We start from the raw sequence: 13,375 nt of genomic DNA on the forward strand, positions 1-13,375 counted from the left end.
GTGTTATTTTTTTTATATTAAGCTTAAAACATCACTTATATTTTTCATTTAAAAAAACATGTTTTTCTCCTTGTGAAGTAACTTTACACGCTCTAATATCATGAACGGTTTGAATAGATGATTTAGCATCAATTAAACCAAATCCATTTCCTTTTAATATTCCCTTATAACTCTCAGTATGCAACTCTGTAAAGCCACCACTAAACTCTATTTCTTCATTATCTACAGAGATAGAACGAAATGTCCTCTGTCCTTTAACCTTAATTTCATTCGGAAGAGAATTTTCATCTATCGATAAAAACCATCGCACCCTAGCATTCTCAAACTCTAAATATCCTGCGGATTTGTCTTTTTCTCTTAAATGAACATAATTCTCTTGAACATCACCAAAAATCCAACCTAACATATCATAAAAATGAACTCCAATATTCGTAGCAATCCCACCAGATTTACTCTCTTCTCCTTTCCATGAATTATGATACCAATTACCTCTAGAGGTTATATAAGTTAAATCAATATCATATTTACCTTTCTTATTTTCTGTGTCAACTTTATTTTTTAAGGCAATAATACTTGGATGCAAACGTAGTTGAAGAATTGTGTTTATCTTATTTCCAGATTCCTTTTCAATATCCTGTAAAGCATCAACATTCCATGGATTTAACACTAATGGTTTTTCACAAATAGCATCAGCTCCTCTTCGTAAAGCCATTCTTATATGAGAATCATGTAAATAATTCGGAGTACAAATACTCACATAATCTAATTGAATATTTTGTTGCCTTTTTAACTTTTCAATGTGACGATCAAAACGTTCAAATTCCACAAAAAAATCAGCATTAGGAAAATAACTATCCATTACACCAACACTATCAAATTTATCTAGCGCAGCAATAAGTTTATTGTTAGTGTCTTTAATTGCTCGTAAATGCCTAGGAGCAATATATCCTGCAACACCAAGTAATGCGAAATTTTTCATTATAAACTTTTATCTTTAATATTCTCAGACAAAATATTTTTAACATCATACACTATAGCTTTTTCTTTTTTTAATAAAGAAAAATCTATTTCTTTAAACTCATCATGTGCTACCGTTAAAACCACAGCATCAAATTTACGATTTGGTAAATCTTTTGTTGACCTAATATTATATTCGTTCTTAACTTCATCTATATCTGCCCAAGGATCCAACACTGTTGTTTTCACACCATAATCTTCTAAAGAAGAAACGACATCTACCGCCTTTGTATTTCTAATATCAGGGCAATTTTCTTTAAATGTAATACCTAAGACTAGTACTTCAGCATTATTGATATGAATATTACTTTTTATCATTAATTTAATCAATTCAGAAGCAACATAATTACCCATACTGTCATTTATTCTTCTTCCTGCTAAAATAATTTCTGGATGATATCCATATTCTTGTGCTTTTTGTGCTAAATAGTAAGGGTCTACACCAATACAATGCCCTCCAACTAAACCAGGTTTAAAGCGGAGAAAGTTCCATTTTGTTCCCGCGGCGTCTAATACATCTTGTGTATTAATATTCATTAAGTTGAATATTTTTGACAACTCATTTACAAAAGCTATATTTATATCTCTTTGAGAATTCTCAATTACTTTAGCTGCTTCAGCTACTTTTATTGTAGGAGCTAAATGTGTACCAGCAATAATTACTGATTTATATAAATCGTCAATTTTTTTTCCAATTTCTGGTGTAGAACCAGAAGTCACTTTTAATATTTTGTCAACCGTATGCTCTTTATCTCCTGGGTTAATTCTTTCAGGAGAATACCCTGCATAAAAATCGGTATTAAATTTTAATCCTGAAACTCTTTCTAAAACAGGAATACAATCCTCCTCTGTTGCTCCCGGATAAACAGTAGATTCATATATAACTACATCGCCTTTCTTAAGGACATCCCCTACAGTCTCACTTGCTTTAATTAGTGGAGTTAAAATTGGCCTATTATTTTTATCAACTGGAGTTGGTACGGTTACAATATAATAGTTACAGTTTTTTAAATCCTCGACTGAAGTAGAGCAAAACAAACCATTTTTAGTAGAATTTTCATCATTTAAAACAGATTGTAAAACTTTAACTGAAACTTCTAAAGTATTATCAATTCCTGTCATTAATTCTGAAACTCTTTCTTTATTGATATCAAAACCAATAACAGAATATTTTGTAGCAAAAAGCCTAGCAAGTGGTAACCCCACATACCCTAAACCTATAATTCCTATTTTTATACTCTTACTATTCATTTTATAAATTTTCCCAATACCATTTTACCGCTTCTTTAAGTCCTTTCTGTAAAGAAAACTGAGGATTATAATTCAACAGCTCTTTTGCCTTCTCTATACTAGCATGAGAATGTGGAATATCACCTATTCTATTTTCTCCATGATTAACTTCTATTCCTTTTATTTTTGAATCAAATTCAGACAAATATTCTTTTAAATATTTAACCAAATCATTTAGCGTATTTCTATCTCCAAAAGCAACATTGTAAATATTGTTAATCGCTTTTTTATTTTCAGAGATTAAACTCAACAAATTAGCTTGAATAACATTATCTACATACGTGAAATCACGCGAATAATTACCATCCCCATTTATAGTAGGAGACTCACCATTCATAAATTGACCTACAAATTTTGGAATTACAGCTGCATAGGCTCCCTTAGGATCTTGTCTCCTTCCAAATACATTGAAATATCGAAGACCAATAGTTTCTAATCCATATGTTTTAAAAAACACATCTGCATATAATTCATTCACATATTTGGTAACTGCATATGGTGAAAGCGGTTTTCCTATTTTATCTTCAATTTTCGGTAAAGATTTTGAATCTCCATAGGTAGAAGAACTAGCTGCATAGACAAACCTTTTAACTTTAGCATCTCTAGAAGCTATCAGCATATTTAAAAAACCAGAAACATTTACCTCATTTGTTGTTAAAGGATCTTTTATCGAACGTGGAACTGAACCTAAAGCAGCTTGATGCAACACAAAATCAACTCCATCAACAGATTTCTTACAATCATTAATATTCCTAATATCACCTTCTATTAAGGTGAAATTTTCATGATTTATAAACGATGAGATGTTTTCTTTTTTTCCTGTAGAAAAGTTATCTAGACAAACAACTTTATTCTCCATATCAAGTAAAGTTTCACATAAATTAGAGCCAATAAATCCAGCTCCTCCTGTTACAACTATTCTCTTACCCGATAAATTAACTTTCATTAATGGAGGATTTTTCTTTCCGTATTGCGAAAATACAAAAAAGTTTATCAAAAAAAATAATATAAAACCTAATAAAAAGCAAAAACTCCATCATAAAATGATGGAGTTTTGAGTGGGCAATGAGGGATTCGAACCCCCGACCCCTTGGGTGTAAACCAAGTGCTCTGAACCAACTGAGCTAATTGCCCTAAGCGGATGCAAATATAAAATGGTTTTTATCATTAGCAAAGAAAAAAATCACTTTATTTTAAATTACTTCAGCAACCACAAAAGTACTTCCTCCGATATAAATTATATCTTGTTGATTAGCATTCAATAAAGCCTTTTTATATGCTTTTTTTACTGAAGAATATTTTTTTCCTTTTAAATTATAAAACGCCCCTTTTTCTTTAAGTAATACTTCTGACATACCTCTTGGAATCTTTGGCTTACAATAATAATAATCTGCATCTTTTGGAAATAAAGTCAAAATACTTTCTAAATCTTTATCTGAAACAACCCCTAAAACTATATGCAGTTTTACGTGTTTTTCTTTTTTCAATTGATTTAAAACAATATTCAAGCCTTCTTTATTATGAGCTGTATCACAAATCACTTTAGGCTTTTCTTGTAAAACTTGCCACCTCCCTTTTAAGTTGGTGTTTTTAACAACATTTAGTAAACCTTTTTTTATATCATCTTGAGAAACCTCAAACCCTTTTAATTGTTTAATTGCAGAAACTACTGTTTTTGAATTCGCTTTTTGATAATCACCTAATAAATCAGTTTCATAAACATGCTTTATATCGGAAGCAAAAACAAGTTCTGATTTTTTCTTTTCTGCTTTTTTTAGAAAAACGGCTTTAACTTCATCTTGTTTTTCTCCAATTACAACAGGAATATTATCTTTTATAATTCCAGCTTTTTCATAGGCAATTTCAGGCAAAGTATCACCTAACATATGCGTATGATCTAAACCGATATTTGTTATCACAGAAACTTCAGGTGTAATAATATTTGTAGAATCTAACCTTCCTCCTAAACCGACTTCAATAATTGCGATATCAACCTTTTCTTTTTCAAAAAAATCAAAAGCCATTCCAACCGTCATTTCAAAAAAAGACAATTGCTGTTTTTCTAAGAAAGTTTTGTGTTTTGTAATAAAAGACGAAACTTTTCTTTTAGAAATTTCTTTTCCGTTAATTCTAATTCGTTCTGTAAAATTTTTAAGATGAGGTGACGTGTATAATCCTACATTATAGCCTGCTTCTTGCAAAATTGAAGCTATCATATGACTCGTAGACCCTTTTCCATTTGTCCCGCCAACATGTATTGTTTTGAATTTTCTTTCTGGAAAACCTAACTCTTTAGAAAAAGCGATACTATTAGTTAAATCTTTTTTAAATGCCGATTTACCTTCTCTCTGATACATTGGCAATTGAGAAAACATCCAATCTAGCGTTTCTTTATAAATCATAACGCAAAAGTAAATTATTGTTTTCCTATTTGATAATATTCAAATCCCTTCTCTTCCAAATTGAATACACTATACTGATTTCTTCCATCAAATACAATTGGCTCAATTAACAACTTTTTTATTTCTTCAAAATCTGGAGACCTAAACTCTTTCCATTCTGTCATTAAAATTAACCCATTAGAATTATTTAAAGCCTCATACTTAGACTTAAAATAAGAAATACCTTCGACATTATTTAAATAAACATCCTTGGTATTCTTCATCGCTTTCGGATCGTACGCGTTAATTTTAGCACCTTTTTTAATCAACTCTTTTATCACATAAATTGCAGGTGCTTCTCGAACATCATCAGTTCCTGGTTTAAATGCTAACCCCCATATTGTAAAAACCATATCAGATAAATCATCACCAAACCTATTAACAACTTTTCTAGCAATAATTAATCTTTGTTCGTTATTAACTTTTTCAACAGATGAAATCAATTGAGTTTTATATCCATTTTCTAAAGCTATTTTATTTAATGCTCTTACATCTTTCGGAAAACAAGCTCCGCCATAACCTGTCCCTGGATAAATAAAATTATATCCTATTCTACTATCTGACCCTATTCCTATTCTTACCTTATTAACATCTGCACCAACTTTTTCACAAATATTTGCAATTTCATTTATAAAAGAAATTTTAGTAGCCAACATAGTGTTAGCAGCATATTTAGTCATTTCTGCTGAGCGAATATCCATTCTTATAAATCGATCATGCGTTCTAAAAAAAGGAGAATATAATTGCTCCATTTTTTTAAATGCTTTTTCAGAATCTGCACCAATTACAACTCGATCAGGTTTCATAAAATCTGTGATAGCTGTTCCTTCTTTTAAAAATTCTGGATTTGAAACAACAAAAAAGTCAAAATCTACATTTCTTAACGCTAATTCTTTTTTAATAATTCCCTTAACTATATCAGCAGTTCCAACCGGAACTGTCGATTTATTTACAATAATTATATCCTTTTGAAGGTTTTTACCAATTTCTTTCGCTACTTCTTTTACATACTTTAAATCAGCACTTCCATCTTCACTCATAGGAGTTCCGACTGCAATAAAAATAATATCAGAACTATTAATTGAGTTTTCAAATTCTGAACTAAAAAATAATGTTTTATTAAGGTTTTTTGAAACTAAATTTTCTAATCCAGGTTCAAAAATCGGGATAATTCCTTTCTTAAGATCATTTACTTTATTCTTATCCACATCAACACAAACAACCTTATTACCCATTTCAGCAAAACAAGCACCAGAAGTTAGCCCTACGTAACCACTACCAATAATGGTAACATTCATAAATTATTTAGTTTAAAATTTTATTGAGACGCAATCTAGTAAAATATTCAATTATTTAGACAAAGAAAACTTATAAATAATAGTTCCTTTTTGTTTGATTGGCGCATTATTATCTGCGTTCCATTTAGTATTAAGAGCTGCTTGTTTTGCAGGAGCTAACAAACAAGGAGCAGTATTTGTTGAACCTTTTACACCTGGAATTGCCCTAATAACATTTCCTGATTTATCAACCTCGATAGACACAACCACTATTCCTTCTTCTTGACAATTAGGCTTTTCTATTGGTTTAGATGTCGCATTTCTTCCTGCTAAATTATAGTTTCCGCTATCTCCACTCCCCGAATTCCCATAATATTTAGATGATTTTGAATCACCATCTTCAACTCCTTTATTACCAGAAACTTCATCATCTCCTTTTCCTTTAGAATTATTACTATCAGAATTTCCATTAAACAAATTATTTAATGCATTTTTAGTCTCTTCAGAAGGTTTCGGCTTTTCTTCAACCTTTTTTTCTTCAACCACTTTTTGAGGCTCTTCTTTTTTAATTTCTTCAGCCTTTTCAATTACTGGAGCTTCTTCTGTATCTTGAGTTACAACTTCCTCTTTAACAACCTCTTTTATTTCTTCAACTTTTTCTTCAACAACTTCTTCAGTTTTTTTAGGTGAAGGCTTTATTGCTTTATTAGGAATTTCTTTACCGCTACCAACACTTGAATTTCCTAAACTAATTGCCAAACCATATTCTTCTGGAGGATCTAAATATTGCATTCCATAATTAAAAATACCAAATACTAGAAGCAACAAAATTATTGCAGTTATTATGGCAGATTTTTTTTTATGTTTAGTTTCTAGAATTGGCATTATTTTCCTTTAACTGCTAAAATCATTTTTAACTTATTCTTATTAGCAATGTCGATTACTTTCATCACGTTTTTATAAGGCACATCTTTATCTCCTCTTATAATTACTGTTTTCTTTTTATCTACACCTACTCTATTAAGTATTTCTAATTCTAAATTGTTAGAATTGATTTTAGTTTTATCAATATAAAAACTTGAATTCTTAGTAATTGAAACTGCAATTGAAGTATTATTTTCAGTTTTCCCTCCAGCTTTTGGTAGTAAAACATCAATTGCACTAACAGTTACCAATGTTGATGTTAACATAAAAAATATCAACAGCAAAAAAACAATATCCGTCATAGACGACATATTAAAATTTGGATTGACTTTATTTCTTCCTCTTAAGTTCATTTATAAATATTAAATGATTAAAAATTTAGAGATTTAAAAACTAGTAATCTATAAATTCTTGAATTTTTCAATTATTAACTCTTTCAATAGGTTTAAACTGGTTCATTTAATAAATCAAGAAACTCTACCGATTTCGCTTCCATTTGATAAACCACTTTATCAGTTTTAACTACTAAATGATTATATGTAATATAGGCGATAATCCCAACGATCAACCCTGCAACTGTTGTTGTCATTGCTGTATATAATCCATCTGACAATAATTTAATATCAATTTGCCCACCAGAATTTGCTATTTCATGAATAGCAATAATCATTCCAATTACAGTCCCTAAAAAGCCTATCATCGGTGCTGCACCTGCTATTGTTGCTAAGACAGAAACATTTCTTTCTAATTGATACACCTCTAATTTCCCTGCATTTTCTATGGCTGTATTTATATCTTCCAAAGGCTTTCCTATTCTAGAAATTCCTTTTTCTATTAATCTTGCAGTAGGAGAATCTTTGCTCTTACATAAAGAATCTGCTGCTTCTAATTTACCATTTGCAACATAATCTTTAATCTGATTCATAAAGTTCTTATCAACTTTAGATGCTGCTTTAATGGCAAAAAATCGCTCAAAATAAATGTAAAGCGCAACTGCTAATAAAACGAATAAAATTCCAATAATGATTTGGCCGCCTAAACCACCATCCATAATTAGCTTATAAATAGATAATGTTTTTTCTTCTGAAACTACTTCTTCTAACAATTCTTTTTTTTCTTGAATAAATGATATCATGTATAAAATTTATGTTCTTTATAAATAACGACTTATTTTTTCTTTAATTGTTTCATAAAAAAATGTCATTCTAAAAATTTAAAATGACATTCTTACTATTTCTTTATTTTTTTGATTAAATAATACTTCTCATCAACATAAAAGTAATACAGCCAACAAAAAAACCAATGAAGGCTAACCAAGATATCTTTTTTAGATACCAGAAAAAATCTATTTTTTCCATTCCCATCGCAACAACACCAGCTGCAGAACCAATAATTAACATAGATCCACCAGTACCAGCGGAAAAGGCTATAAAGTGCCATAAAGGATTGTCGACTGTTTCTGAGAACATTCCTAATGAAGCCGCCACTAAAGGTACATTATCTATAATTGCAGAACCAACTCCCAATAACATTACAACTAAATCTGAAACTAAAGTTCCGTTTGGCTCAGTTCCCATTAAAGGAATTGATTCTTTTAGCATTTCAGCAAAACCAAATAAAATCCCTAAAGATTCTAAAGCAGCAACTGCCATTAAAATTCCTAAGAAAAATAAAATACTTGGCATTTCTATTTTAGATAATGATGAATGAACTGGGCTATGATGTGCATGTTCTTCATGTTCTTCTGCTTCGTCTCCAATTGCACTTGAAATTGAAAATTTAGATCTACTATAGATTTCAGCAAAAGTTGCTACTACTGCTAATGATAACATCATACCTACATAAGGTGGCAAATGGGTAACAGTTTTAAAGAAAGGCACAAATACAATGGCTCCTAAACCTAAATATAACATCGTTGCGCTGTGTTTTCCTGGTTTTGAATTTTCAGCTTTTTCATCTGTTTCAATTTCTCCTTTAAATGCAGGTAAAAATGAAGCAATAAAAGTTGGCACAACCATACATAATACAGATGGTAAAAATAGATAGATGAAAAGCATTGGAGTACTTACTTTTTTACCAATCCAAAGCATTGTCGTTGTTACATCACCAATTGGAGACCAAGCTCCACCAGCATTTGCAGCAATAATAATTAAACCTGCAAACCAAATTCTATCTTCTCTACGTTTAACTATTTTTTGTAAAATTGAAATCAATACAATTGTAGCAGTAAGATTATCTATAATTGCTGATAAAAAGAATGCTAAAATTCCAAAAAGCCATAAAATCTTTTTCTTACTCTTCGTTTTTACGTAGCTTTTAATTGTAGAAAAACCATCAAAATAATCAATGATTTCAACAATAGTCATTGCTCCTAAAAGAAATACTAAAATTTCTGCTGTTTTACCTAAATGATGTAATAATGTTTCTTCTACTAAATGTAATTTTTCTTCATGTAATAAACCAGGGAAATTATCTACTAAAGCATGTTTACTAGAATCAAACCATGTTGAAAAACCATCAACTCCAACAGCTACCATCGCCCAACAAATAGCCATCATAGCTAAAGCTGGTATCAATTTATCTAGCTTTAAATTATGCTCAAGGGTGATAGCTAGGTAACCTACTACAAAGATTAAGATGATTAATGATTCCATATTTTTATTTTAAATTAATTGTTTTAATGCGATTTCAAAAGCAGTCTCGCTTATGTTTTTCTTTGAATTATTTTTTTCAAATGTTTTTTCTAATGCTTTCTTAATAATACTTGAAGTATCTTCAAAAATCGCTTCATCTGTCATGGCAACTCTACGTTCCATAAAGTAAGCAAATACTCTTGCCATTCCACAATTTGAAATAAAATCCGGTATTAAACTCACTTTTTTATCAGTGTCTTCCATTATAGATCCGAAGAAAATTTCTTTATCTGCAAATGGCACATTAGCACCACAAGATATAACTTCTAATCCAGTTTCAATCATTTGATTTATTTGGTCCTGAGTAATCAATCTTGATGCAGCACATGGTGTAAATATTTCACAAGGTAAATTCCAAATACGATCATTTATTTCCTTAAACGGAATCATATTTTTTGCAACCAAAGTATTTCCATCTTTTTGTAGAAAAAATTCTTTAATTTCATCAAAAGAAAAACCATCTTCATTTATAACCCCTCCAACTCTATCAATAATCCCAACAACTTTAGCACCCATTTGTGCTAAATAAAAAGCAGCTGCGGAACCTACATTTCCAAAACCTTGAACAATAGCTTTTTTTCCTACAATAGATCCACCATAAATATCATAATAATGTTTTACAGCAATGGCAACGCCAAAACCTGTAATCATATCAGCAATAGTATATTTTTTAAATATATCTGGCGAATACTTATCACTTTCAATTACCTTAATTACTCCATGACGTAATTGACCAATTCTATTTATTTTATCAGCTTCAGTTGGTTTAAAATGACCATTAAAAACACCTTCTTGAGGATGCCAAACACCACTATCTTCAGTAATTGGGATTACTTCATGAATTTCGTCTACATTTAAATCTCCTCCTGTTCCGTAATAATTTTTTAATAACGGAGAAACCGCTTTATACCAACGTTCTAAAACTCCTTTTTTACGAGGATCATTTGGATTAAAATTGATGCCCGATTTTGCCCCACCAATAGCTGGACCAGAAACAGTAAACTTCACTTCCATGGTTTTTGCAAGCGATAAAACCTCATTCATATCTAAACCTTCACGCATTCTTGTTCCACCACCAGCAGCTCCACCACGTAATGAATTTATAACTGTCCAACCTTCTGCTTCTGTTTCTGGATCTTTCCAATTAAAAACAATTTCAGGTTGTTTATTCTCGTATGCTTTAAGTAATTCCTTCATTATTTATTTTTAAAATTTTTCAACTTAATAGTTCTCATCAATATCAATTTTTTCGGTATTGATTAAAGTTAAAGTTGGTTCATTTTAAAAAATTTAAAGATTATTATTTACAAAATTCACAGTTACACAAACTTACTGTAAAAAAGTGATTGTTCAAATAGATATTATAAAATTAAGGATAAAATAGTACACCTGATGAATGATCTTTTTTTGCACCAGTTACACTCTGCAAACAATTAATTTGATTCTTAGTTTTTAATACCCCAAGAAAAGCAAAAATCAATGCTTCTTTAAAATCAATGAGCTGTTTATCTGGTAGTTGAATTTTAGTTTCTGAATAAAATTCTACTCTACTTATTAAAAATTTATTAAAAGCACCACCACCAGTAATTAAAATTGATGAAGAATTTTTATACACCATTGAAATTTGTATTGCTACATGTTCAATAAAAGTTTTTAAAATTGATGCTATATTATTTTCAAAACTGTCGATCAAAGGAAAAATAGCAGATTGAACCCACTCCAAACCTAACGATTTTGGCGCAGCAGTTTTATAAAATTCTAACGAATTTAAAGTATCTAATAATTGTTGATTTATTTTCCCTTTAGAAGCTATTTCTCCTTTATCATCATACATAAAACCTAATTTTTGCACATAATGATTCAACACAATATTAACAGGACAAATATCAAAAGCAATCCTTTTATTACTTTCTCTAAAAGAAATATTAGCAAAACCACCTAAATTTAAACAATAGTCATAATCAGAAAATAATAATTCATCTCCAATGGGAACTAATGGCGCACCTTGACCTCCAAATTTTACATCTTGAGTTCTAAAGTCGCAAACTACTTTTTTATTAGTAATTTTTGCAATTTGTTCACCGCTTCCAACCTGTAATGTAATTCCTTTATCAGGTTGATGCAAAATAGTATGTCCGTGAGAAGCAATAAAATCAACAACCTTAATTTTATTCTTTTTAGTAAATTCATTTACTTTTTCTCCTAAATATTGACCATAATCAATATCTAATTGATATAATTCATCAGTTGAAAAATTTATCGCTTTCTGTAAATTTTCTTTCCAATCATTTGAATATGAAATTGTTTCAGAAAAAATAATTTTAAAGTTTTTATAATCAGATTCATCAAAATAAGCATAAACAATATCTAACCCGTCTAAAGAAGTACCAGACATCAATCCAATAACATAACAAAAATCACTATTCATATCCGTAAAAATAACAAAACTTTGTTACATATTTATTACGTAAATCGTATCTTTGAGTCTATTTTTTACGAATTTAATAATATTATAAATAATGGATTTTAGCTTAACAGAAGAACACATAATGATACGTGATGCAGCAAGAGATTTTGCGCAAACAGAATTACTTCCAGGAGTGATTGAAAGAGATAATAAGCAAGAATTCCCCCAAGAAATAGTAAAAAAAATGGGAAACCTTGGTTTTTTAGGAATCATGGTAGATCCAAAATATGGAGGTAGCGGAATGGACGCCATATCCTACGTATTAATTATGGAAGAATTATCTAAAATTGATGCATCTGCTTCTGTAATGGTTTCCGTAAATAACTCATTAGTTTGTTACGGTTTAGAAGCTTACGGATCCGAAGAACAAAAGCAAAAATATTTAACAAAATTAGCAACTGGAGAATTTATAGGTGCATTTTGTTTAAGTGAACCAGAAGCAGGTTCAGACGCAACTTCACAAGCAACAACTGCTGAAGATAAAGGAGATCATTATTTGATAAATGGAACAAAAAATTGGATTACGAACGGAGGTCGATCAGATGTTTATTTAGTAATTGCACAAACCGATAGAGAAAAAGGACATAAAGGAATCAATGCTTTTATTGTTGAAAAAGGAACAGAAGGATTTCATATTGGTCCAAAAGAAGATAAATTAGGAATTAGAGGTTCAGACACACACACATTACAATTTAACGATGTAAAAGTACCTAAAGAAAATAGAATTGGCGAAGACGGATTTGGATTTAAATTCGCCATGAAAACATTATCAGGAGGTAGAATTGGTATTGCGGCACAAGCATTAGGTATTGCATCTGGAGCTTATGAATTAGCTTTAAAATATTCTAAAGAACGTAAAGCTTTTGGAACAGAAATATGTAATCATCAAGCAATTGCGTTTAAATTGGCAGATATGCACACAGATATCGAAGCCGCTAGAATGCTAGTGATGAAAGCTGCTTGGGACAAAGATCAAGGTAATAATTACGATAAATCTAGCGCAATGGCAAAACTTTATGCGTCTAAAGTTGCTATGGAACACACCGTTGAAGCAGTTCAAATTCATGGTGGAAATGGATTTGTAAAAGAGTATCATGTAGAGCGTTTAATGCGTGATGCAAAAATCACTCAGATTTATGAAGGAACTTCAGAAATACAGAAAATCGTAATTTCTAGAAGCGTTATTAGAGGTTAAAATCCACACCTAATTATATATAAACATCAAATCCATCTTTTTAGGTGGATTTATTTTTTTAGCGTGCCCTT

The 13,375-nt window shown here is 30.3% G+C and carries 12 protein-coding genes and 1 tRNA gene; 1 reads left to right on the forward strand and 12 read right to left on the reverse strand.

Annotated features, from left to right (window positions below; genetic code table 11):
• Nucleotides 1–31: 31 nt before the first annotated feature.
• The 12 genes from OD91_RS03795 to OD91_RS03850 all read right to left on the reverse strand — a co-directional run bounded on the left by OD91_RS03795 (nt 32) and on the right by OD91_RS03850 (nt 12,070).
• The gene (locus OD91_RS03795; protein ID WP_144895070.1) at nt 32–979 is read right to left on the reverse strand and encodes a Gfo/Idh/MocA family protein; all 948 of its coding nucleotides are present in this window, start codon (nt 977–979) and stop codon (nt 32–34) included.
• Nucleotides 979–2,268, reverse strand: coding sequence for a nucleotide sugar dehydrogenase (locus tag OD91_RS03800; protein WP_144895071.1), 1,290 nt, complete (start codon nt 2,266–2,268; stop codon nt 979–981). Before OD91_RS03800 ends, OD91_RS03795 begins: the two co-directional genes overlap by 1 nt.
• Nucleotide 2,269: 1 nt before the next feature.
• Nucleotides 2,270–3,253 (reverse strand): SDR family oxidoreductase, encoded by a 984-nt coding sequence (locus OD91_RS03805; protein WP_144895072.1) that lies wholly within the window; start codon nt 3,251–3,253, stop codon nt 2,270–2,272.
• A gap of 113 nt (nt 3,254–3,366) precedes the next feature.
• Nucleotides 3,367–3,441, reverse strand: a tRNA-Val gene (locus tag OD91_RS03810).
• A gap of 59 nt (nt 3,442–3,500) precedes the next feature.
• The gene (locus OD91_RS03815) at nt 3,501–4,709 is read right to left on the reverse strand and encodes a folylpolyglutamate synthase/dihydrofolate synthase family protein (RefSeq protein WP_144895073.1); all 1,209 of its coding nucleotides are present in this window, start codon (nt 4,707–4,709) and stop codon (nt 3,501–3,503) included.
• Nucleotides 4,710–4,723: 14 nt separating this feature from the next.
• Nucleotides 4,724–6,046, reverse strand: a complete 1,323-nt coding sequence (locus tag OD91_RS03820; RefSeq protein ID WP_144895074.1) for a UDP-glucose/GDP-mannose dehydrogenase family protein — start codon at nt 6,044–6,046, stop codon at nt 4,724–4,726.
• 51 nt (nt 6,047–6,097) lie between these two features.
• The gene (locus tag OD91_RS03825; RefSeq protein WP_144895075.1) at nt 6,098–6,910 is read right to left on the reverse strand and encodes an energy transducer TonB; all 813 of its coding nucleotides are present in this window, start codon (nt 6,908–6,910) and stop codon (nt 6,098–6,100) included.
• Complete coding sequence (locus tag OD91_RS03830; protein ID WP_144895076.1) at nt 6,910–7,302, reverse strand: biopolymer transporter ExbD; 393 nt, start codon at nt 7,300–7,302, stop codon at nt 6,910–6,912. Before OD91_RS03830 ends, OD91_RS03825 begins: the two co-directional genes overlap by 1 nt.
• A 92-nt stretch (nt 7,303–7,394) precedes the next feature.
• Nucleotides 7,395–8,084, reverse strand: coding sequence for a MotA/TolQ/ExbB proton channel family protein (locus OD91_RS03835; RefSeq protein ID WP_144895077.1), 690 nt, complete (start codon nt 8,082–8,084; stop codon nt 7,395–7,397).
• Nucleotides 8,085–8,199: 115 nt separating this feature from the next.
• Nucleotides 8,200–9,603, reverse strand: coding sequence for a sodium:proton antiporter NhaD (gene nhaD / locus OD91_RS03840; RefSeq protein WP_144895078.1), 1,404 nt, complete (start codon nt 9,601–9,603; stop codon nt 8,200–8,202).
• A 9-nt stretch (nt 9,604–9,612) separates the two neighbouring features.
• Nucleotides 9,613–10,839 (reverse strand): Glu/Leu/Phe/Val dehydrogenase dimerization domain-containing protein, encoded by a 1,227-nt coding sequence (locus OD91_RS03845; protein WP_144895079.1) that lies wholly within the window; start codon nt 10,837–10,839, stop codon nt 9,613–9,615.
• 172 nt (nt 10,840–11,011) lie between these two features.
• A complete protein-coding gene (locus tag OD91_RS03850) occupies nt 11,012–12,070 on the reverse strand; it encodes an anhydro-N-acetylmuramic acid kinase (protein WP_144895080.1) in 1,059 nt (352 codons plus the stop codon).
• A 91-nt stretch (nt 12,071–12,161) separates the two neighbouring features.
• Between OD91_RS03850 and OD91_RS03855 the strand changes: the two genes are divergently transcribed.
• Nucleotides 12,162–13,304 (forward strand): acyl-CoA dehydrogenase, encoded by a 1,143-nt coding sequence (locus tag OD91_RS03855; RefSeq protein WP_144895081.1) that lies wholly within the window; start codon nt 12,162–12,164, stop codon nt 13,302–13,304.
• The last annotated feature ends 71 nt before the right edge of the window (nt 13,305–13,375 follow it).

Origin of the sequence: Lutibacter sp. Hel_I_33_5 (assembly GCF_007827455.1) — a bacterium.
Taxonomy (GTDB): Bacteria; Bacteroidota; Bacteroidia; order Flavobacteriales; family Flavobacteriaceae; genus Polaribacter.

Bases quoted from the DNA above. Each gene is read 5' to 3' on its own strand.
- OD91_RS03795 (WP_144895070.1), bottom strand. From the start codon at position 979: ATGAAAAATTTCGCATTACTTGGTGTTGCAGGATATATTGCTCCTAGG.
- OD91_RS03800 (WP_144895071.1), bottom strand. From the start codon at position 2,268: ATGAATAGTAAGAGTATAAAAATAGGAATTATAGGTTTAGGGTATGTG.
- OD91_RS03805 (WP_144895072.1), bottom strand. From the start codon at position 3,253: ATGAAAGTTAATTTATCGGGTAAGAGAATAGTTGTAACAGGAGGAGCT.
- OD91_RS03815 (WP_144895073.1), bottom strand. From the start codon at position 4,709: ATGATTTATAAAGAAACGCTAGATTGGATGTTTTCTCAATTGCCAATG.
- OD91_RS03820 (WP_144895074.1), bottom strand. From the start codon at position 6,046: ATGAATGTTACCATTATTGGTAGTGGTTACGTAGGGCTAACTTCTGGT.
- OD91_RS03825 (WP_144895075.1), bottom strand. From the start codon at position 6,910: ATGCCAATTCTAGAAACTAAACATAAAAAAAAATCTGCCATAATAACT.
- OD91_RS03830 (WP_144895076.1), bottom strand. From the start codon at position 7,302: ATGAACTTAAGAGGAAGAAATAAAGTCAATCCAAATTTTAATATGTCG.
- OD91_RS03835 (WP_144895077.1), bottom strand. From the start codon at position 8,084: ATGATATCATTTATTCAAGAAAAAAAAGAATTGTTAGAAGAAGTAGTT.
- nhaD (WP_144895078.1), bottom strand. From the start codon at position 9,603: ATGGAATCATTAATCATCTTAATCTTTGTAGTAGGTTACCTAGCTATC.
- OD91_RS03845 (WP_144895079.1), bottom strand. From the start codon at position 10,839: ATGAAGGAATTACTTAAAGCATACGAGAATAAACAACCTGAAATTGTT.
- OD91_RS03850 (WP_144895080.1), bottom strand. From the start codon at position 12,070: ATGAATAGTGATTTTTGTTATGTTATTGGATTGATGTCTGGTACTTCT.
- OD91_RS03855 (WP_144895081.1), top strand. From the start codon at position 12,162: ATGGATTTTAGCTTAACAGAAGAACACATAATGATACGTGATGCAGCA.